This window comes from Enterobacter cloacae subsp. cloacae ATCC 13047 (genome assembly GCF_000025565.1).
In the GTDB taxonomy this organism is placed as follows: domain Bacteria; phylum Pseudomonadota; class Gammaproteobacteria; order Enterobacterales; family Enterobacteriaceae; genus Enterobacter; species Enterobacter cloacae.
In genome coordinates this window covers 1,294,241-1,312,635 of record NC_014121.1, presented here as the reverse complement: position 1 = coordinate 1,312,635, position 18,395 = coordinate 1,294,241, and the positions used below count along the sequence as shown (strand labels likewise).

The following is an 18,395-nucleotide window of genomic DNA, read 5'->3' as shown; positions in this document are numbered from 1 at the left end:
AACGACACGTCTCCTGTAGGCTGAGAGACGTGTCGTATCTGGCTGATAATCGGTAAATTTCAGGGAGCGGTTTTGAAGAAAGTCAGCATCATTGATGTCGCAAAGCACGCGGGTGTGTCGGTCTCTACCGTATCGCTGGTGCTGCGCCAGAAAGGGAAAATCTCCGAAGCAACGATCGAGAAGGTCAATGCCGCCATCACGACGCTGGGCTATGTTCATAACGTTGCCGCTGCCAACCTTCGCGCCAACACCTCCAACCTGATCGGCCTGATCCTGCGTGATTTCAGCGACAGTTTTTCCATCAAAGTCATGGCGAGTATCGTCCAGGAGCTGGAGAAGCAGGGCTATATGGTTTTTCTCGGCCAGCCGCTGAACGATCGGGAGCATTTAGAGCGCACCCTGCTCTCCTTTAAGCAACAGGGCGTGGCGGGCGTGATCTATCTCGCGTCGGATACGCGCTCCCCAACCCTGCCGGAGCAGATCCGCCAGTGCCTGCTGCCGCTGGTGGTGGTCTCGCAGTCTCTACTGGATGAAAAATGCAACCTGGTGATGCGCGATAACCGCCAGGCGGCAAACCTGGCCGCGCGCTATCTTATCGAGCGCGGGCACCGCAACATCGCCTACATTGGCGGACGGGAAGGCTGCCTTATTCGCGAGCAGCGCCTGCTTGGATTTCGCAGCGCAATGACCCAGAACGGGCTGGTGTGGCGCGATGAAAGCTCCCCGGCCTGCAGCGATGACACGCAAGCCGCCGCAATGGCGACCCGCCAGCTGCTTGAGAAAAACAACACCATCACCGCCCTGCTATGTCATTCACCGGATGCGATGATCGGCTGCATTAGCGGCATTCATCAGGTGGGCCGCACCGTGGGAAAAGACGTGTTTCTGACGCAGCAGGTCGCGCTGGTGGGCTTTGAAGATATGCTGCACGTCAACCTGACCTCGCCGTCGTTTACCTATGTCTCCTCCGCCAGTGACGAGACAGGCCGCCAGGCGGCGGGTCTTATCATCCGTAAGCTGAAAGAGCCAGAGCTGCAGACGCAGCGCATTACCCTCTCCGGCCAGCTTATCGCGCGGGAATCGGCGTAAAAATCGGAATTTAGCACAGGTCAGTTCCAGCAAAATCGCTGCTATATTCCCATGATTTGTCATGGAAAATTACGATGCCTACCGTTATCACACACGCTGCTGTTCCGCTTTGCCTGGGCTTAGGCCTGGGAACCCGGGTTATTCCTCCCCGCCTGCTTTTCGCCGGTGTCGTGCTCGCGATGCTGCCCGATGCCGACGTGCTGGCGTTTAAGTTCGGCGTTGCTTACGGCAATGTTTTCGGCCATCGCGGCTTTACCCATTCACTGCTGTTTGCCTTTGTGGTGCCGATACTCTGCGTACTGGTCGGGCGACGATGGTTCAGGGCAAGTTTGACGCGCTGCTGGCTGTTTTTAACCGTGTCGCTGCTGTCGCACAGCCTGCTGGATTCCATCACCACCGGCGGTAAGGGCGTCGGCTGGCTGTGGCCGTGGTCAGATGAACGCTTCTTTGCGCCTTGGCAGGTGATTAAGGTCGCCCCGTTTGCCCTGTCGCGCTATACCACGCCGTACGGGCATCAGGTGATTATCTCTGAACTACTGTGGGTGTGGCTGCCGGGAGTGGTGCTGATGGGGTTGTTGTGGTGGCGAAAGCGTGCACGCTGATGCCCTCACCCCGGCCCTCTCCCACAGGGAGAGGGAGAACACCTAACAATCCCCTCTCCCTGTGGGAGAGGGTTAGGGTGAGGGGAAAATTACTTACGGCGCCAGGTGGTCCCCTGTGGGCCATCTTCCAGGATGATCCCCATCTCGGTCAGGCGATTGCGCGCCGCATCCGCTGCCGCCCAGTCTTTCGCCTGACGGGCTTCCAGACGCGCGTTAATCAGCGCTTCAATCTCTGCCACTTCGCCGTCATCCGCCTGCGCACCGCTCTGCAGGAAGGCATCCGGCTCCTGCTCCAGCAGGCCAAGCACGGAAGAGAGTTTACGCAGGTGAGCAGCCAGCGCATTCGCCGCCGCCATATCTTCTGACTTCAGGCGGTTGACTTCACGCGCCATATCGAACAGCACCGAGTAGGCTTCCGGGGTGTTGAAATCATCGTTCATCACCTCAACAAAGCGGGCCTCAAACGCCTCGCCGCCCGCGGCCTCCACGGACTTGTCGGTACCGCGCAACGCAGTGTACAGACGCTCCAGCGCAGAGCGTGCCTGTTTCAGGTTCTCTTCACTGTAGTTCAGCTGGCTGCGGTAGTGGCCCGACATCAAAAAGTAACGCACGGTTTCCGCATCGTAATACTTCAGCACGTCACGCACGGTGAAGAAGTTGCCCAGCGATTTAGACATCTTCTCGCGGTCAACCATCACCATCCCGGAGTGCATCCAGTAGTTCACATACTCGCCGCCGTGCGCACAGGTGGACTGCGCGATTTCGTTTTCGTGGTGCGGGAACATGAGGTCTGAACCGCCGCCGTGAATGTCAAAATGTTTGCCCAGCTGTTTGCAGTTCATCGCCGAGCACTCAATGTGCCAGCCCGGACGCCCTTCTCCCCATGGAGATGGCCAGCTTGGTTCGCCCTCTTTGGACATCTTCCACAGCACGAAGTCCATGGGGTTACGCTTCACGTCAACCACGTCAACGCGCGCGCCAGCCTGCAGTTGGTCAAGATCCTGACGGGAAAGCGAGCCGTAGGTAGGATCGGTTGGCACTGAGAACATCACGTCGCCATTGTCCGCAACGTACGCGTGGCCGCGTGCGATCAGCTTTTCAGTGATGTCGATAATTTCATGAATATGGTGGGTCGCACGCGGCTCGCTGTCCGGGCGCAAAATGTTTAACGCGTCGAAATCCTTGTGCATCTCAACGATCATACGATCCACCAGTGCGACAAAGCTTTCGCCATTTTCATTAGCGCGCTTGATGATTTTGTCGTCAATATCGGTGATGTTACGCACGTACTTCAGGTTATACCCGAGGAAACGCAGGTAACGCGACACGACATCGAATGCGACAAAGGTACGGCCATGGCCGATATGACAGAGATCGTAAACCGTAATACCACACACGTACATGCCGACTTCCCCGGCATGGATAGGTTTAAATTCCTCTTTCTGGCGCGTCATTGTATTAAAGATTTTTAACATCGAAGATTCCATGTAAACACGTGTGTGGACGAAAACCGGGTATTCTACCCGTAATTCAAACCCGAAGCAGCACACAATGCAAGGTGATCGCATCCTGTGGTTATGCTATAACAGGCCCCTATATCTGACCCGAACGCGGGTCGACGTACCACAATAACGGAACAGGATGCAAAAATGGTTACTTTCCACACTAATCATGGCGATATCGTAATCAAAACCTTTGATGACAAAGCGCCTGAAACAGTTAAAAACTTCCTGGACTATTGCCGCGAAGGTTTCTACAACAACACCATTTTCCACCGTGTGATCAACGGCTTTATGATCCAGGGCGGCGGTTTTGAACCGGGTATGAAGCAGAAAGAAACAAAAGAAGCGATCAAAAACGAAGCCAATAACGGCCTGAAAAACACCCGCGGCACGCTGGCGATGGCGCGTACTCAGGCACCTCACTCTGCCACCGCGCAGTTCTTCATCAACGTGGCTGACAACGACTTCCTGAACTTCTCCGGCGAAAGCCTGCAGGGTTGGGGCTACTGCGTATTCGCAGAAGTGGTTGAAGGCATGGACGTGGTCGACAAGATCAAAGCTGTTTCCACCGGCCGCAGCGGCATGCATCAGGACGTTCCAAAAGAAGACGTTGTGATTACCAGCGTGGCCGTCAGCGAGTAATTCGTGGCGACACTCTTTATTGCAGATTTGCACCTGCAAACAGAAGAACCGGCGATCACCGCCGGTTTTCTGCGTTTTTTAGCGGGTGAAGCCAGACACGCCGACGCGCTTTACATCCTTGGCGACCTGTTTGAAGCCTGGATCGGCGACGACGACCCCAACCCGCTGCACCGTGAAATGGCTGCCGCCATTCACGCGCTGGTCACCTCCGGCGTTCCCTGCTACTTCATTCACGGCAACCGCGATTTTCTGGTCGGCCCTCGCTACGCCCGCGAAAGCGGCATGACGCTGCTGCCAGAAGAACAGGTGCTTGACCTCTATGGTCGAAAAGTCCTGATCATGCACGGTGACACGCTCTGTACGGACGATACCGGCTATCAGGCGTTTCGCGCGAAGGTCCACACCCCGTGGATCCAAAAGGTGTTTCTTGCCCTGCCGCTGTTTATCCGGAACCGTATCGCCGCCAGAATGCGCGCGGGCAGTAAAGCCGCCAACAGCAGTAAGTCGATGACCATCATGGACGTCAACCCGCAGGCAGTGGTCAACATGATGGAGAAACACCACATCCAGTGGTTGATCCATGGTCATACCCACCGTCCCGACGTGCATACGTTGGTCGCCAACGGCGAACCGGCTCACCGTGTGGTACTGGGCGCGTGGCACAGCGAAGGATCGATGGTGAAAGTCACGCCTGAAGGTGTGGAACTGATCGCTTTCCCGTTTTAATCTCCCCGCAAAACTCATTCTATTTTTTTGAACGATATCGGCAAATTGTTTCGATTTTAATCAGCCCGTGGTCGGCCTATCATTTATCACATCAGGGCAACACGCCCTATCCCAAACAAAACACTTAAGGATTACGACCATGAAATCTATCAAAACTTTCGTTGCAGTTGCCGCTCTGTCTCTGATCTCTTTCGGTTCTTTCGCACAAAGCGTTAGCGCGACAGCCTCAACTCTGGATCGTGCAGAAGCGAAAATTGCCGCTCAGGCTGCTGAACAGGGCGCGTCTTACAAAATCACCAGCGCACAGTTCAATAACCGCGTGCACATGACTGCAGAACTGACTAAATAAGATCGCCGTTTGCCGTGCCGCCAGTAGATCCGCGACAGCGACAAGACGATGAGGAAGGAAAGAGAATGAAAAAAATCAGCATCGTAAGTGCCCTGCTGCTGGTCGCTGGACTGTCCACTGGCGCGATGGCAGCAGAGAATGGCTTCTGTGTACCGGAAGCCGGCTCGAATATCGACACCAGCATGGTGAATCATATTGATGTCAGCCACGCATTCGACAAAGAGAACCTGACCGCAGGGGATCTTCAGTAACCTCTCAAAACAGACCGCCTGAATGCGGTCTGTTTTGTTATTCCCGCGCACCACAACGGCTCGGTTTTTAACCGCGCAACCGTTTTCCTTGCCCGTATTACATGCTATTCTCTGTGCCCTCGAAAGCAGTGTGTTTCGCACCACAGGAGTTTTAAGACGCATGTCTTCCCGCAATAATCCGGCGCGTGTCGCCATCGTGATGGGGTCCAAAAGCGACTGGGCTACCATGCAGTTCGCCGCCGAAATCTTTGAAATCCTGAATGTTCCTCACCACGTTGAAGTGGTTTCCGCACACCGCACGCCGGATAAACTGTTCAGCTTTGCCGAAAGCGCGCAAGAGAACGGTTACGAGGTGATCATTGCTGGTGCGGGTGGCGCAGCACATCTGCCGGGCATGATTGCCGCCAAAACGCTGGTGCCGGTACTGGGTGTTCCGGTGCAGAGCGCCGCACTGAGCGGTGTCGACAGCCTTTACTCCATCGTGCAGATGCCGCGTGGCATTCCTGTGGGTACGCTGGCCATCGGCAAAGCGGGCGCGGCAAACGCGGCTCTGCTGGCGGCGCAGATCCTGGCGACGCACGATAAAGCCTTACATCAGCGTCTGGCGGACTGGCGTAAAGCCCAGACCGACGAAGTGCTGGACAACCCGGACCCGCGGGGTGCGGCATGAAGCAGGTTTGCGTCCTCGGTAACGGTCAGTTAGGCCGCATGCTGCGCCAGGCCGGTGAACCACTGGGTATTGCCGTCTGGCCGGTCGGTCTGGATGCCGAACCCGAAGCCGTGCCGTTCCACCAGAGCGTCATTACCGCTGAGATTGAACGCTGGCCGGAAACCGCGCTGACCCGTGAACTGGCGCGCCATAACGCTTTTGTGAACCGCGACGTGTTCCCAATCATTGCTGACCGTCTGACGCAAAAACAGCTGTTCGACAAGCTCGGACTGGCGACCGCGCCGTGGCAGTTGCTGTCTGATAAAAGCGAGTGGAACGATGTCTTCGCTATGCTGGGCGAACTGGCGATTGTAAAGCGTCGCGTCGGCGGTTATGACGGCCGCGGACAGTGGCGTTTGCGCGCGCACGAAACCGCCGAACTGCCGGAAGAGTGCTACGGAGAGTGCATCGTTGAGCAGGGCATCAACTTCAGCGGTGAAGTGTCGCTGGTTGGCGCTCGCGGCCACGACGGGCGTACCGTATTTTATCCTCTGACCCATAACCTGCATCAGGACGGGATCTTACGCACCAGCGTCGCCTTCCCGCAGGCCAATGCTGAACAGCAGGCCCAGGCGGAAGAGATGCTCTCGGCCATTATGCATGAACTGGGTTATGTGGGCGTGATGGCTATGGAGTGTTTTGTAACGCCGTCTGGTCTGCTGATCAACGAACTGGCACCGCGCGTTCACAACAGCGGTCACTGGACGCAAAACGGCGCATCAATCAGCCAGTTTGAGCTGCACCTGCGCGCCATTACTGACCTGCCGCTGCCGCAGCCGGTGGTTAACAGCCCTTCAGTGATGATCAACCTGATCGGTACCGATCTGAACTACGACTGGCTGAAGCTGCCGCTGGTGCACCTGCACTGGTACGACAAAGAGGTTCGTCCGGGGCGTAAAGTGGGTCACCTGAACCTGAACGACAGCGACGCAGGCCGCCTGAGCGCTACCCTGGAAGCGATGATCCCTCTCCTGCCGCCGGAATACGCAAGCGGGATTGTCTGGGCGCAATCAAAGCTCAAATAAGCGATAATTGCCGGGGAGTTGATCTTCCCCTTCCCCGGCCTCTCCTCACGCGCGTAAAATCCCCCTCCATTGCTGTTTTGATTTCTGGAAAAACCATGAACGATGGAACGGATTATCGCGCGATACTCGCGTCCGATACCCCTTTGATTGACGTTCGCGCGCCGATCGAATTTGCGCAGGGTGCGATGCCTGCGGCAATCAACCTGCCTTTGATGAACGACGACGAACGCGCCGCCGTGGGGACCTGCTACAAACGCCAGGGGCCCGACGCTGCGCTGGCGCTCGGCCATAGTCTGGTGAACGGCGACACGCGGGAGGCCCGGATCAACGCCTGGCGCGAAGCCTGTCTTGCCCGACCTGAGGGCTTTATCTGCTGTGCGCGCGGCGGACAGCGCTCGCATATCACGCAGGCCTGGCTGAAAGAGGCGGGCGTGGATTACACGCTGATCCGCGGCGGCTATAAAGCCCTGCGTCAGACGGCGATTCAGGTCACTATTGAGCAGTCACAAAAACCGATGGTGCTTATCGGCGGCTGTACCGGAAACGGTAAAACGTTGCTGGTGAAGCAGCACGCGCAGGGGATCGATCTGGAAGGGCTGGCCCACCATCGCGGCTCATCGTTTGGCCGCACGCTTACACCACAGCTTTCCCAGGCAAGCTTTGAAAATCATCTGGCCGTCGAGCTGTTGAAAAAAGATGCTACACGTTGGGTGCTGGAGGATGAGGGCAGGATGATTGGCTCTAACCATCTGCCGGAATGCCTGCGCGACCGGATGGCCGAAGCCCCTATCGTGGTGGTAGAGGATCCGTTTGACATTCGTCTTGAGCGCCTGCGCGAAGAGTATTTCGACCATATGTGGGCCGATTTTTCTGCCGCCTACGGCGAAGAGGCGGGCTGGAAGGAGTATAGCGAGTATCTGCACCACGGTCTGTTCGCCATTCGCCGCCGTCTGGGGCTGCAGCGTTATGCGGAATTCACCGCGCTGTTAGATTCCGCACTGCTGGAACAACAACGCTCTGGCAGCACTGACGCACACTTTAGCTGGCTTGCGCCGCTGCTCAGAGATTATTACGACCCGATGTACGGTTATCAGCTGGAGAAGAAGGAAGAAAAGATTGTATATCGCGGGACGTATGGCGAGGTCGCTAACTGGCTTGATCGCTGAAAGAAAGCCGGGTGGCGAGGTAAAAGCAAAACGGCAACCTGGTTGCCGTTTTTAATGTTTGTACCCTCTCCCTGTGGGAGAGGGTCAGGGTGAGGGCATCAGACCGCACCCTGTGCTTCGACATTAGAAGTCGTAACGCAGACGCACCAGGTTCATATCGCCCAGGTTGTCGGTGCTGGAGGTGAACACGTGTTCGTAATCCACACGGAAACCGTAGTCCAGCTGGAAGCTGATACCCACACCGTTGTCGATGCGCTGGTAGTTACGGCCGTTCACGTACTCGATACGGTCACCCATGAAGTATGGCTGGATGGATTTAACCGCATACTGATTGATTGGGAATTTGTACCCTGCGAAGTATTCGATACCCCATGCGTCACCGGCAAAGTAGTCGTTAACAGACACTTTTTTGGTGGTCAGGAAGTTCTGGTACCAGCCGCCGCCAGCAGAGAAGGTCCAGTTATCCGGTGTCCAGCTGAGCGCGGTACCGAGGATGTTCTGGTCATAGGTTTTGCTGTCGCCGTTGTCCGGGTTACGCATATCCGCACGGGTGTAGTTCCATGCCGCGCCCCAGGTCAGATCGGTGGTCAGGTGGTAATCGATACCCAGGGAACCGCCGCCTTTACGCTTGTAGCGCAGACCGTTGCCCGGCAGGTATTCGCTGTCTTCAAACAGGTAAGAGGCGTAGATATCAGCATCGCCAACGGTTTTCTTATATTTCAGCATATTGCGTGAACGATAAGAGCCATCGTAGTCGCCGTTGATACCGTTACCTGGTGCCTGACCGATCATGTCGTAGTCCCAGATATCGGTTTTCACACCCACCACATCATAGTACACGCTGTTCTGTTGACCGAAGGTCAGCGTACCCCAGGTGTCGCTCTTCAGGCCGGTGTAGAGCATACGGCGCGTGGTGTCGTGAGCACCTTCGGCATAGTGATGATCCCAGTTGAACTGGGCAGGGATATTCACACCCAGTTCGTAGTAGCTGATCCAGCTGATGTCGTCGAACAGATAGTAATCTGCCGCAAAACGGAAACGGGTGCCGCCGTCGAAACCGTTACGTTTGTAGCTGTTTTTACCATCGTCGCCCGTCATGTTCTGGAACTGAGGACGAATACTGCCGCCAACGGTAAAGTTCAGACGGCTCAGCGGGTTACCCGCCTGAGGATCTTGCTTAAGAACTGTGATTTCCGCCTGAGATGCGAAGGAGGTTAATGCCACTGCTGCGCCAATAGCTGTCGCCAGCGCGGTTGTTTTTATAGTCATTATTTTTCCTTAATAGACACGCTGCTAAATATTTAGCGTGTGAATATTAACTGGAAATAATCGGGCTGTGTGGGCGGGTTTTTAATGTTTTGTGCTACTAAATGAGTGGATATTATCGATTTGTGCTGTTAACGGACTGCGCACCAGCATTTAAACCGGCACGCAACCATCACGTCTGTGAACTAACTGACAAACTGGCGGAACAATGCTTTGCCTTTTAACAGCCGCGTTCCAAGCCAGCCGCCGCAAAGCGAAAGCAAAAGCGCACCGCACACCGGCAGCGTCAGCCACAGGCGCCAGTCTGGCTCCCACGGGAAGTCGAAGACTTTCGACTGCAGCACTGCCAGCGCCGCCTCTGCGCCAATGGCGGCCACCAGGCCTGCCACCAGCCCCAGCAGGGCGAACTCGCTCCACAGCGTAGCCCTCAGCAGACGCTTGCTGGCTCCCAGCGTACGGTAGACCACCAGCTCCTGATGACGCTGACGCATGCCAACCTGCACCTGTGCCAGTAGCAACAGCACGCCGCAAATCGTCACCAGTACCACCATCACCTCCAGCGCGCGGCTGACCTGCTCCAGCACCTGACCGACCTGTTTCAGTATCGCGCCAATATCCAGCAGGCTGACCGTCGGGAATTCCCGGTTAAGCTGCGTCAACATGCCGTTGCCGTTTTCCCAGCGGAAGCTGGTGAGCCAGCTCTGCGGCTGTCCATCCAGCGCCCCGACAGGGAAGATAAAGAAGAAGTTTGGCCGCAGGCTTTCCCAGTCCACTTTGCGCAGGCTGGTCACTCTGGCGCTGAAATCCTGCGTGTCGCCGGTAAAGGTCACGCTATCTCCCAGCTTCACATTCAGACGCTTTGCCAGCCCCTCTTCCATCGACACTTCCCCGGCCTTTGGCGGCCAGCTTCCGGCGGTGATCGGGTTGTGATCCGGGCGCTTCTCCTGCCAGGTCAGGTTTAGCTCACGGTTGAGCGACTCATCTTTATTCCCCTCCGTCGACTGACCGTTGATCTGCGTCAGGCGCGCACGCACGATCGGATAGAACGACTCGGGAATAATGTGATGCTCAGAGAGAAAACCCTTCAGTGGTGTCACCTGTTCTGGAGCAATATTGATCAGAAAATAGTTCGGGCTTTCCGGCGGAAGCTGCTGTTGCCAGCGATCCAGCAGATCGCCGCGCAGCACCAGCAAAAGCGCCAGCAGCATAAACGAGAGCGAAAACGCCGAAAGCTGGCTCAGCGTTGACCACGGCTGATGCAGCAGACGGTTCACCGCCAGCCGCACGGGAAGGGATTTAATCGTCATCCTTTTCAGAACAGTGAGCAACATCCAGCCCAGCATGCCACACAGCAGCGCCAGAACCACCGCCCCAACCAACACGGCCCACAGCAGGGTACTCCCGCCCATCAGCCAGGCAAGGAGCCCGATCACAACGGCTATCATCACCGGCAGGTAGTATTTAAGCGGCCAGACGCTGGCCACCACATCGCGGCGCAGCACGCGCAGCGGCTGGGTGGCGAGCAGGAGCCGGTACGGGCGCAACCCCACCAGCAATGAAATCACGGTCATCGCGCCAATCGCCCACAGCCACGGCCAGAGGCTTGCTGGCGGCAGCGCGGCAGGCAGTACCGGTTTCAGGAGCATCATCAGCAGCTTTTCAAACAGCAGACCTGTCGCCCCACCGGTGACGGCCGACAGCGCCAGCACCATCAGCCACTGGCCGACAATCAGCCTCCGCAATTGCGCCCTGCCCGCGCCAAGAGTTTTGAGGATCGCCACCAGATCGTAACGGCTGCGGCAGTAGTGTCCCATCGCCACGGCTACCGCCGCGACAGCCAGCAGCAGGGTTAACAGCGCCGAGAGCAGCAGAAACTGCTGAGAGCGTTCAAGAGACTTGCCGAGCGCACCCTCATCCTGCTCAAGCCCGTACCAGCGGTGCTCCGGTTTTAACTGCGGCAGAAGCCATTTTTCATACGCCTCCAGCTGCGCAGGCGTGCCGCCAAACTTATAGCACCAGGTGACACGGCTCCCCGGCTGGACGGCGTTGGTTTTTGCCACGTCTGCGGTGTTCATCAGCAAGCGTGGGGCGAGCTGGAACGGATTGAAGCCGGAATCGGGTTCCTGAACCACCTCCCCGGCAATGGTCAGCGTCGCGTCCCCCACGTCGATGCTGTCACCTGTTTTCAGGTTCAGCAGCGCCATCAGTCGCGGTGCCAGCAGCACCGTACCGGGTTTCGGCTTGACGCCTGGCGGGCTGGTCTGCAGTTCACCGTACATCGGGTAGATATTATCCACGGCTTTGACGCTGGCCAGCTGCGGCGTGTCACCGGCGAAGGTCATGGTCTGGAAGCTTATCTGCTCCCCGGCCTTGAGCCCCCGCTTGCGCGCTTCGTCGATCCAGCCCGGCGGGACGGCGCGCGAGCTTTGCAGCGCCCTGTCGCCCGCCATAAATTCGCGGCTTTGCTGGCTAAGCCCTTTCTCCATGCGATCGCTGACGCTGCCCAGCGCCAGCACGCAGGCCACCGCCAGGCTTAACGCCAGCCAGACGATCAGCAGCGAAGGCGAGCGCCACTCGCGCCAGAACCAGCGGGCAATCATGCTTCCTCCTGCAATTCACCGTTGACCAGCCGCAGGCGGCGATCGCAGCGGGCGGCCAACTGCGGATCGTGCGTGACCAGAATCAGCGTGGTGCCATGTTCCCGGTTGAGCGAGAACAGCAGATCGGCAATTTTGTCTCCGGTTTTACGGTCCAGGTTCCCGGTGGGTTCATCGGCAAACAGCACCTCCGGGCGACCATTAAATGCGCGGGCCAGCGCCACGCGTTGCTGCTCTCCACCGGAAAGCTGCGCCGGAAGATGGTCAAGGCGTTTCCCCAGCCCCAGCTGTTCCAGCAATGCCTTCGCATGATCGCGGCTTTCACGGCTGCTTTCTCCGCGCAGCAGCGCGGGTAATTCAACATTTTCCAGCGCGTTCAGGGTGGGGATCAGCATGAAGGACTGAAACACAAAGCCGATGTGACGGGCACGTAGCGCGGCACGCGCCTCTTCATCAAGCTGATGCAGCGGCTGTCCGACCAGATTAACCTCGCCGCTGCTGCCGTCGTCCAGTCCGGCCAGAATAGCCAGCAGCGTGGACTTACCGGAACCGGATTCGCCAATCAGCGCAATGGTTTCGGCAGGTTTGACAACGAGTTCAACTCCGGTAAGGATGGAAAGCTCGTGTTCCCCCTGACCGACGGACTTCTTAAGACGATGAACTTCAACAATGTTTTCCGCTGGCATTTGCCCTTCCTGTTTTTGATTCTGATGACTTTCCGCGCGGCGGCAGCGGACACGTTACTGGTTCTCGGCGACAGCCTCAGCGCAGGCTATCGTATGGCGGCCAGTGCGGCCTGGCCGGCTCTGCTCAACGAAAAATGGCAGAGCAAAACGTCTGTTATCAACGCCAGCATCAGCGGTGATACCTCGCAACAGGGCTTGTCGCGCCTGCCGGCTTTGCTCAAACAGCATCAACCGCGATGGGTGCTGGTGGAGCTGGGCGGTAACGACGGATTGCGTGGCTTCCAGCCTCAGCAAACGGAACAAACCCTGCGCACCATCCTGAAGGACATTAAAGCGGCGAACGCCCAGCCGCTGCTGATGCAAATTCGCCTGCCCGCCAACTACGGTCGTCGGTATAATGAAGCCTTTAGCGCGATCTACCCTAAGCTTGCCAACGAGTTTGATATTCCGCTGCTGCCATTTTTCATGGAAGAGGTCTATCTCAAACCCAACTGGATGCAGGATGACGGGATCCACCCCAATCGCGATGCACAGCCGTTTATTGCCGACTGGATGGCAACGCGGCTGGCTCCTTTAGTTAACCATGACTCCTGATTAAGCGGAGATCCTGACAGGTAAAGTTATGCAAAAATCGGTCTTAATTACAGGATGTTCCAGCGGAATTGGTCTTGAAAGCGCGCTCGAATTAAAGCGTCAGGGATTTCAGGTGCTGGCGGCCTGCCGTAAACCTGACGATGTGGAACGCCTCAACGGGATGGGGTTCACCAGCGTGTTGCTGGATCTGGACTCACCGGAAAGCGTTGAACGCGCCGCCGATGAGGTGATCGCCCTTACCGGCAACCGTCTATACGGTCTGTTCAATAATGCCGGTTACGGTCTCTATGGCCCGCTGAATACGATCTCCCGCGAACAGCTTGAACAACAGTTTTCCAGCAACTTTTTCGGTGTGCATCAGCTCACCATGCGCCTGCTTCCGGCGATGCTGCCTCACGGTGAAGGGCGTATCGTGATGACCTCCTCGGTCATGGGGCTGATTTCTACCCCCGGCCGCGGCGCGTATGCCGCCAGCAAATATGCGCTGGAAGCATGGTCGGACGCCCTGCGCATGGAGTTGCGTCACAGCGGGATTAAGGTGAGCCTGATTGAACCCGGCCCCATCCGCACCCGTTTTACGGATAACGTCAACCAGACGCAGGCGGACAAACCGGTCGAAAACCCCGGCATCGCCGCACGTTTTACCCTTGGGCCGGAAGCGGTTGTCGCGAAAGTGCGCCATGCTTTTGAGAGCGATAACCCAAAAATGCGCTATCCGGTAACGCTGGTCACCCATGCCGTAGGCTGGTTAAAACGTCTGCTGCCGGGCCGGATGATGGACAAAATTTTACACGGTTGAGTTGAAGCGACGACGCTCACCCCCATGTAAATAACAAACCGATAAAAGAGAATGCCGCATGTCCGTACAGAATATCGTCAATATTACTGAAGCAAACCTGCAACAGGTCCTCGAACAGTCGATGGTTAAACCGGTACTGTTCTACTTCTGGTCTGAACGCAGCCAACACTGTCTGCAACTGACGCCGGTCCTCGAAAGCCTTGCCGCGCAATATAATGGCCAGTTCATTCTCGCCAAACTGGACTGTGATGCAGAACCCATGGTGGCCTCTCAGTTTGGCCTGCGCGCCATCCCCACGGTCTATCTTTTCCAGAATGGACAGCCTGTTGATGGCTTCCAGGGACCGCAGCCTGAAGAGGCGATCCGCGCCCTGCTGGATAAAGTGCTGCCGCGTGAGGAGGAGCTAAAAGCGCAGGAAGCCATGGCGCTGATGCAGGAAGGTAAATACGACGAAGCCCTGCCGCTGTTGAAAGACGCCTGGCAGCTCTCTAAGCAGAACAGCCAGATTGGCCTGCTGCTGGCTGAAACACAGATTGCCCTGCACCGCTCAGAAGATGCTGAAGCCGTGCTAAAAACGATCCCGTTGCAGGATCAGGACACCCGCTATCAGGGCCTGGTGGCGCAAATTGATCTGCTGAAACAGGCGGCGGATACCCCGGAAATCCAGCAACTCCAGCAGCAGGTTGCCGATAACCCGGCCGACGCAGCGCTGGCAAGCCAGCTGGCACTCCAGCTGCATCAGGTGGGTCGAAATGAAGAGGCCCTGGAACTGCTGTTCAGCCACCTGCAAAACGATCTGGCTGCCGCAGACGGTCAGGCGCGGAAAATGTTCCAGGAGATCCTGGCCGCACTGGGTACCGGCGATGCGCTGGCGTCGAAGTACCGTCGTCAGCTGTACGCGCTGCTCTACTAAAAAAAATGCCCGGTGGCGCTCACGCTTACCGGGCCTACACAAACAGGCTTAATCCGCTTTTTTTAGCTGTGTGACCACCAGCTGGTGGCGCTCGTTGTAGAACTTCCTATACGTCAGATAACAGGCAATGATGGTCGACAGGCTCGCCGTGGAGAGCAGCATAAAGGTCACCATGATCTGATATTTGATCGCTTTTACCGGATCAATGCCAGCGAAGATCAGCCCTGACATCATCCCCGGCAGACTCACCAGTCCGACCGTTTTCGCCGAATCCACCGTGGGGATCAGCGACGCGCGGATACTCTCACGAATCAGCCGCGCCGACGCCACTTTAGGCGTGGCCCCCAGGCTTAACTTCTCCTGCAGCTTCTGTTGCTCACTGCTGAAGCGCTGGCCAAGGTTGTTGTAGCACAGCCCTACCGCCACCATGGCGTTCCCGGCGATCATCCCGGAGATGGGGATCACCTGCATCGGCGTAAACTCAATAGAGCCAGATAGCACCAGCACCGCCAGCGTCAGCGCGGTCCCGGTCGTAATGGCAATAAATGACGAGACAAACGCCTTATCGATATATTTGCTGCGCTTCTGAGCATTCCACGCTGCGTTGAAGCAGATAAACAGCACCATCAGCAGCGTAAGCACCGCGTGGTTGACGTTAAAGATGTACTTCAGCACATAGCCAACGATGATGAGCTGAATCACCGCGCGGCAGATGCTCCAGAGAATATCTTTCTCCAGCCCCAGCTTTTCCCGGTAGCTCACAAAAATCGCCACCAGTACCAGCACCATCGAAAACGCCAGCGATGCGTTGGTGATATTATGCTCACCCATGGTTTGCCTCCTGCCATTTCCCACCCTGCGGCTGCAGCGTGATGACATCATCCGCATGGGCAATTTCATTTGCGTCGTGCGTCACCCACAGCACGGCAATATTTTGTTCACTGGCGTAGCGATGGATGATGTCGTTCACGTTGCGCTTGTTGGCCTCATCCAGCGCGCTGGTGATCTCGTCCAGCAGCAGCACCTTAGGTAAAAACTGCAGGTTACGAATCAGCGAAACGCGCTGCTTTTCGCCCCCGGAGAGCTCATTAATGGATTTGGTCAATGTCTCTTGTGCCAGGCCAAAGCGGGCCAGGTCAGCGATAAATTTATTCGGCTCCGGCGTTTGCTGGCGAATCTGCCACGGGAAGATCAGGTTGTCATAGACCGTTTCGCCGAACAGTGAAGGGGTCTGTACACAATAAGAGACCTGCTGGCGATAGCGTTCCGGGGAGAGGGTCGCAATATCGTGGCCCTCAAACAGAACGGTTCCCTCCGTAGGACTTAGCAGTGAAGCCACAATTTTCAATAACGTGCTTTTGCCGCAGCCTGACGGCCCGGTGATTAATTTAAACTCGCCCGGTGAAAGGCAAAATTCGACGTGCTGAAGGATCGTATTTCCCCCAACACGAAATCCGACATCCCTGAGATGTAATATGTTTTTTTGATCGTTCATTCCGCTTCCGTTAACCGCTTCTGGTAAAAATCGTCTGTAGCATAATCCTTTGTCCCTTCCCAGCCTATTTTCAGAGGCGAATTTCAGCCCGATAGCCGATATACTTATGAACAATAAACATGCATTTTTACTCATCAACAGCATGCAAAACAGGAGGTTTTTATGCTTATCGTTGTTCCTGTCCTTATATTCGTTGCGCTGGTTATTGTGGGCGCCGGGGTCAAAATTGTCCCGCAGGGATATCAGTGGACCGTTGAACGCTTCGGCCGCTACACCAATACACTCCAGCCAGGCTTGAGCCTGATTGTTCCCTTCATGGACAGAATTGGTCGCAAGATCAATATGATGGAACAAGTGTTGGATATCCCCTCGCAGGAAGTTATTTCGAAGGATAACGCCAACGTCACCATCGATGCCGTCTGTTTTATTCAGGTAATTGATGCGCCCAAAGCCGCCTATGAGGTGAGCAACCTGGAGCTAGCGATTGTTAATCTGACGATGACCAACATCCGTACGGTACTCGGCTCTATGGAGCTGGACGAAATGCTCTCTCAGCGTGACAGCATCAACACCCGTCTGCTGCACATTGTTGATGAAGCGACAAACCCGTGGGGCATTAAAGTCACCCGCATTGAAATCCGGGACGTTCGCCCACCTGCGGAGCTTATCGCTTCGATGAACGCCCAGATGAAGGCAGAACGAACCAAGCGCGCCTATATTCTGGAAGCCGAAGGGGTGCGTCAGGCGGAGATCCTGAAAGCAGAAGGGGAAAAACAGTCGCAAATTCTGAAAGCGGAAGGGGATCGCCAGTCTGCTTTCTTGCAGGCAGAGGCGCGTGAACGTTCTGCCGAAGCGGAAGCCCGCGCAACCCAGATGGTATCCGAGGCCATTGCCGCCGGTGACATCCAGGCCGTGAACTACTTTGTCGCGCAAAAATATACCGATGCGCTGAAAGAGATCGGCTCGGCAAATAACAGCAAAGTGGTGATGATGCCGCTGGATGCCAGCAGTCTGATGGGCTCCATCGCCGGGATTGCTGAACTTATCAAAGACAGCGGAAATGAGCGCAAAAAATGATTGAGCTGATCGTCGCACATCCTCATGCTTTCTGGCTAAGCCTGGGTGGCTTACTGCTGGCCGCAGAGATGCTTGGTGGCAACGGTTATCTGCTCTGGAGCGGTGTGGCCGCGGTGATTACCGGGCTGCTGGTCTGGCTGCTCCCCCTGGACTGGGCGTGGCAGGGCGCGCTGTTTGCCGTGCTGACGCTGGTGGCCGCCTGGCTGTGGTGGCGCTGGCTGAACCGTCAGGTTAACGAGCAAGAACCGCTGGATACCCATCTCAATCAGCGTGGACAGCAGATCGTCGGCCAGCGCTTTACGCTTGAGACCGCGCTGGTGAACGGCCGCGGACATATGCGCGTGGGCGATAGCTCCTGGCCGGTGGTGGCCGACGATGACCTCAGCGCCGGGACGCGGGTTGAGGTCATCGCGGTGGAAGGGATTACGCTTCGGGTGAAAGCCTGCTAAGCCTGCGCCTTACGATGACAGCAGCCGGCAAGATTATCGATAATCGGGCAGTCAGCGCTGTCATCTCCCGGACAGGATTCCGCCAGCGCCAGCAGCTGCTTGCGCATCGCTTCCAGTTCCGTAATGTGCCGTTCAATCTCCGCCACTTTTTCCAGCGTCCGTTTTTTTACATCTGCGCTGTGGCGTTTTGGATCGTTGAACAGATTCACCAGCTCACCGCACTCTTCAAGGTTAAAACCCACCTGACGCGCCTGACGCAGTAAGGTCAGCTCGTCCAGATGCAGTTGCGTGTAGCTACGGTAGCCGTTTTCGCTGCGCAGCGGCGGCGTCACCAGCCCCTTCTCTTCATAAAAGCGGATTGCTTTGCTGGTCAATCCGGTTTTTTTCGCAACATCGCTGATATTCACATTTCCCCCTTGACCTTCCCCTTGATGGAAGGTTTAACCTTCATAACAGTT

Annotated in this window: 21 protein-coding genes; 14 read left to right on the top strand and 7 right to left on the bottom strand. The window is 56.6% G+C overall.

The features are described from left to right. The first annotated feature begins 72 nt into the window (after positions 1–72). Both malI and ECL_RS06210 read left to right on the top strand, forming a co-directional pair. Entirely contained in the window at positions 73–1,089 is a 1,017-nt protein-coding gene (gene malI, locus ECL_RS06215) for a Mal regulon transcriptional regulator MalI (protein ID WP_013095926.1), read from the top strand. Between the two features lie 74 nt (positions 1,090–1,163). Next, the gene (locus tag ECL_RS06210) at positions 1,164–1,691 is read left to right on the top strand and encodes a metal-dependent hydrolase (RefSeq protein ID WP_013095925.1); all 528 of its coding nucleotides are present in this window, start codon (positions 1,164–1,166) and stop codon (positions 1,689–1,691) included. A gap of 89 nt (positions 1,692–1,780) precedes the next feature. Here ECL_RS06210 and cysS read toward each other — a convergent pair whose 3' ends face one another. Beyond that, a complete protein-coding gene (cysS, locus tag ECL_RS06205) occupies positions 1,781–3,166 on the bottom strand; it encodes a cysteine--tRNA ligase (RefSeq protein WP_013095924.1) in 1,386 nt (461 codons plus the stop codon). A gap of 174 nt (positions 3,167–3,340) precedes the next feature. Between cysS and ppiB the strand changes: the two genes are divergently transcribed. The 7 genes from ppiB to mnmH all read left to right on the top strand — a co-directional run bounded on the left by ppiB (position 3,341) and on the right by mnmH (position 8,061). Further along, positions 3,341–3,835, top strand: coding sequence for a peptidylprolyl isomerase B (gene ppiB, locus ECL_RS06200; RefSeq protein ID WP_013095923.1), 495 nt, complete (start codon positions 3,341–3,343; stop codon positions 3,833–3,835). A gap of 3 nt (positions 3,836–3,838) precedes the next feature. Then, entirely contained in the window at positions 3,839–4,561 is a 723-nt protein-coding gene (lpxH, locus tag ECL_RS06195) for a UDP-2,3-diacylglucosamine diphosphatase (RefSeq protein WP_013095922.1), read from the top strand. Positions 4,562–4,700: 139 nt separating this feature from the next. Beyond that, a complete protein-coding gene (locus tag ECL_RS06190) occupies positions 4,701–4,910 on the top strand; it encodes a YdgH/BhsA/McbA-like domain containing protein (RefSeq protein ID WP_013095921.1) in 210 nt (69 codons plus the stop codon). Between the two features lie 65 nt (positions 4,911–4,975). Then, entirely contained in the window at positions 4,976–5,161 is a 186-nt protein-coding gene (locus ECL_RS06185) for a hypothetical protein (protein WP_013095920.1), read from the top strand. 160 nt (positions 5,162–5,321) lie between these two features. Continuing rightward, a complete protein-coding gene (purE, locus tag ECL_RS06180) occupies positions 5,322–5,831 on the top strand; it encodes a 5-(carboxyamino)imidazole ribonucleotide mutase (protein ID WP_013095919.1) in 510 nt (169 codons plus the stop codon). Beyond that, a complete protein-coding gene (gene purK / locus ECL_RS06175) occupies positions 5,828–6,895 on the top strand; it encodes a 5-(carboxyamino)imidazole ribonucleotide synthase (RefSeq protein ID WP_013095918.1) in 1,068 nt (355 codons plus the stop codon). Before purE ends, purK begins: the two co-directional genes overlap by 4 nt. Before the next feature lie 95 nt (positions 6,896–6,990). Next, positions 6,991–8,061 carry a tRNA 2-selenouridine(34) synthase MnmH gene (gene mnmH, locus ECL_RS06170; RefSeq protein WP_013095917.1) on the top strand — a complete coding sequence of 357 codons (1,071 nt, stop codon included), beginning with the start codon at positions 6,991–6,993 and terminating at the stop codon, positions 8,059–8,061. Between the two features lie 123 nt (positions 8,062–8,184). Here the strand turns inward: mnmH and ECL_RS06165 are convergent, their stop codons facing one another. From ECL_RS06165 to ybbA, 3 genes are all read right to left on the bottom strand, one after another. After that, positions 8,185–9,330, bottom strand: coding sequence for a porin (locus tag ECL_RS06165; protein WP_013095916.1), 1,146 nt, complete (start codon positions 9,328–9,330; stop codon positions 8,185–8,187). Between the two features lie 182 nt (positions 9,331–9,512). Beyond that, entirely contained in the window at positions 9,513–11,927 is a 2,415-nt protein-coding gene (gene ybbP, locus ECL_RS06160) for a putative ABC transporter permease subunit YbbP (RefSeq protein ID WP_013095915.1), read from the bottom strand. Then, positions 11,924–12,610: a putative ABC transporter ATP-binding protein YbbA gene (gene ybbA, locus ECL_RS06155; RefSeq protein WP_013095914.1), complete on the bottom strand. Its 687-nt coding sequence runs from the start codon at positions 12,608–12,610 to the stop codon at positions 11,924–11,926. Before ybbA ends, ybbP begins: the two co-directional genes overlap by 4 nt. Here ybbA and tesA point away from each other — a divergent pair. From tesA to ECL_RS06140, 3 genes are read left to right on the top strand one after another with little or no spacing between them, the layout of a single operon-like run. Then, positions 12,581–13,204: a multifunctional acyl-CoA thioesterase I/protease I/lysophospholipase L1 gene (gene tesA / locus ECL_RS06150; RefSeq protein WP_013095913.1), complete on the top strand. Its 624-nt coding sequence runs from the start codon at positions 12,581–12,583 to the stop codon at positions 13,202–13,204. The two genes, ybbA and tesA, sit on opposite strands and share 30 nt — an antisense overlap. Before the next feature lie 28 nt (positions 13,205–13,232). Next, entirely contained in the window at positions 13,233–14,003 is a 771-nt protein-coding gene (locus ECL_RS06145; protein ID WP_013095912.1) for an SDR family oxidoreductase, read from the top strand. A 58-nt stretch (positions 14,004–14,061) separates the two neighbouring features. Beyond that, positions 14,062–14,916: a co-chaperone YbbN gene (locus ECL_RS06140; protein ID WP_013095911.1), complete on the top strand. Its 855-nt coding sequence runs from the start codon at positions 14,062–14,064 to the stop codon at positions 14,914–14,916. Between the two features lie 48 nt (positions 14,917–14,964). Here the strand turns inward: ECL_RS06140 and fetB are convergent, their stop codons facing one another. Together fetB and fetA are read right to left on the bottom strand one after the other, a co-directional pair. Further along, a complete protein-coding gene (gene fetB, locus ECL_RS06135) occupies positions 14,965–15,747 on the bottom strand; it encodes an iron efflux ABC transporter permease subunit FetB (RefSeq protein ID WP_013095910.1) in 783 nt (260 codons plus the stop codon). Continuing rightward, positions 15,740–16,411, bottom strand: coding sequence for an iron efflux ABC transporter ATP-binding subunit FetA (fetA, locus tag ECL_RS06130; RefSeq protein ID WP_013095909.1), 672 nt, complete (start codon positions 16,409–16,411; stop codon positions 15,740–15,742). Before fetA ends, fetB begins: the two co-directional genes overlap by 8 nt. A gap of 162 nt (positions 16,412–16,573) precedes the next feature. On the opposite strand from fetA, the gene ECL_RS06125 reads away from it, so the two are divergent. Continuing rightward, a complete protein-coding gene (locus ECL_RS06125) occupies positions 16,574–17,488 on the top strand; it encodes an SPFH domain-containing protein (RefSeq protein WP_008499312.1) in 915 nt (304 codons plus the stop codon). Further along, positions 17,485–17,937: an NfeD family protein gene (locus tag ECL_RS06120; RefSeq protein ID WP_013095908.1), complete on the top strand. Its 453-nt coding sequence runs from the start codon at positions 17,485–17,487 to the stop codon at positions 17,935–17,937. Before ECL_RS06125 ends, ECL_RS06120 begins: the two co-directional genes overlap by 4 nt. Here ECL_RS06120 and cueR read toward each other — a convergent pair. Beyond that, a complete protein-coding gene (gene cueR / locus ECL_RS06115; RefSeq protein ID WP_013095907.1) occupies positions 17,934–18,344 on the bottom strand; it encodes a Cu(I)-responsive transcriptional regulator in 411 nt (136 codons plus the stop codon). The two genes, ECL_RS06120 and cueR, sit on opposite strands and share 4 nt — an antisense overlap. Between the last annotated feature and the right edge of the window lie 51 nt (positions 18,345–18,395).

Coding starts and splice junctions, on each gene's coding strand:
- ECL_RS06210 (WP_013095925.1), top strand. CDS start 1,164: ATGCCTACCGTTATCACACACGCTGCTGTTCCGCTTTGCCTGGGCTTA.
- cysS (WP_013095924.1), bottom strand. CDS start 3,166: ATGTTAAAAATCTTTAATACAATGACGCGCCAGAAAGAGGAATTTAAA.
- ppiB (WP_013095923.1), top strand. CDS start 3,341: ATGGTTACTTTCCACACTAATCATGGCGATATCGTAATCAAAACCTTT.
- ECL_RS06190 (WP_013095921.1), top strand. CDS start 4,701: ATGAAATCTATCAAAACTTTCGTTGCAGTTGCCGCTCTGTCTCTGATC.
- ECL_RS06185 (WP_013095920.1), top strand. CDS start 4,976: ATGAAAAAAATCAGCATCGTAAGTGCCCTGCTGCTGGTCGCTGGACTG.
- purE (WP_013095919.1), top strand. CDS start 5,322: ATGTCTTCCCGCAATAATCCGGCGCGTGTCGCCATCGTGATGGGGTCC.
- purK (WP_013095918.1), top strand. CDS start 5,828: ATGAAGCAGGTTTGCGTCCTCGGTAACGGTCAGTTAGGCCGCATGCTG.
- mnmH (WP_013095917.1), top strand. CDS start 6,991: ATGAACGATGGAACGGATTATCGCGCGATACTCGCGTCCGATACCCCT.
- ECL_RS06165 (WP_013095916.1), bottom strand. CDS start 9,330: ATGACTATAAAAACAACCGCGCTGGCGACAGCTATTGGCGCAGCAGTG.
- ybbP (WP_013095915.1), bottom strand. CDS start 11,927: ATGATTGCCCGCTGGTTCTGGCGCGAGTGGCGCTCGCCTTCGCTGCTG.
- tesA (WP_013095913.1), top strand. CDS start 12,581: ATGAACTTCAACAATGTTTTCCGCTGGCATTTGCCCTTCCTGTTTTTG.
- ybbA (WP_013095914.1), bottom strand. CDS start 12,610: ATGCCAGCGGAAAACATTGTTGAAGTTCATCGTCTTAAGAAGTCCGTC.
- ECL_RS06145 (WP_013095912.1), top strand. CDS start 13,233: ATGCAAAAATCGGTCTTAATTACAGGATGTTCCAGCGGAATTGGTCTT.
- ECL_RS06140 (WP_013095911.1), top strand. CDS start 14,062: ATGTCCGTACAGAATATCGTCAATATTACTGAAGCAAACCTGCAACAG.
- fetB (WP_013095910.1), bottom strand. CDS start 15,747: ATGGGTGAGCATAATATCACCAACGCATCGCTGGCGTTTTCGATGGTG.
- fetA (WP_013095909.1), bottom strand. CDS start 16,411: ATGAACGATCAAAAAAACATATTACATCTCAGGGATGTCGGATTTCGT.
- ECL_RS06125 (WP_008499312.1), top strand. CDS start 16,574: ATGCTTATCGTTGTTCCTGTCCTTATATTCGTTGCGCTGGTTATTGTG.
- ECL_RS06120 (WP_013095908.1), top strand. CDS start 17,485: ATGATTGAGCTGATCGTCGCACATCCTCATGCTTTCTGGCTAAGCCTG.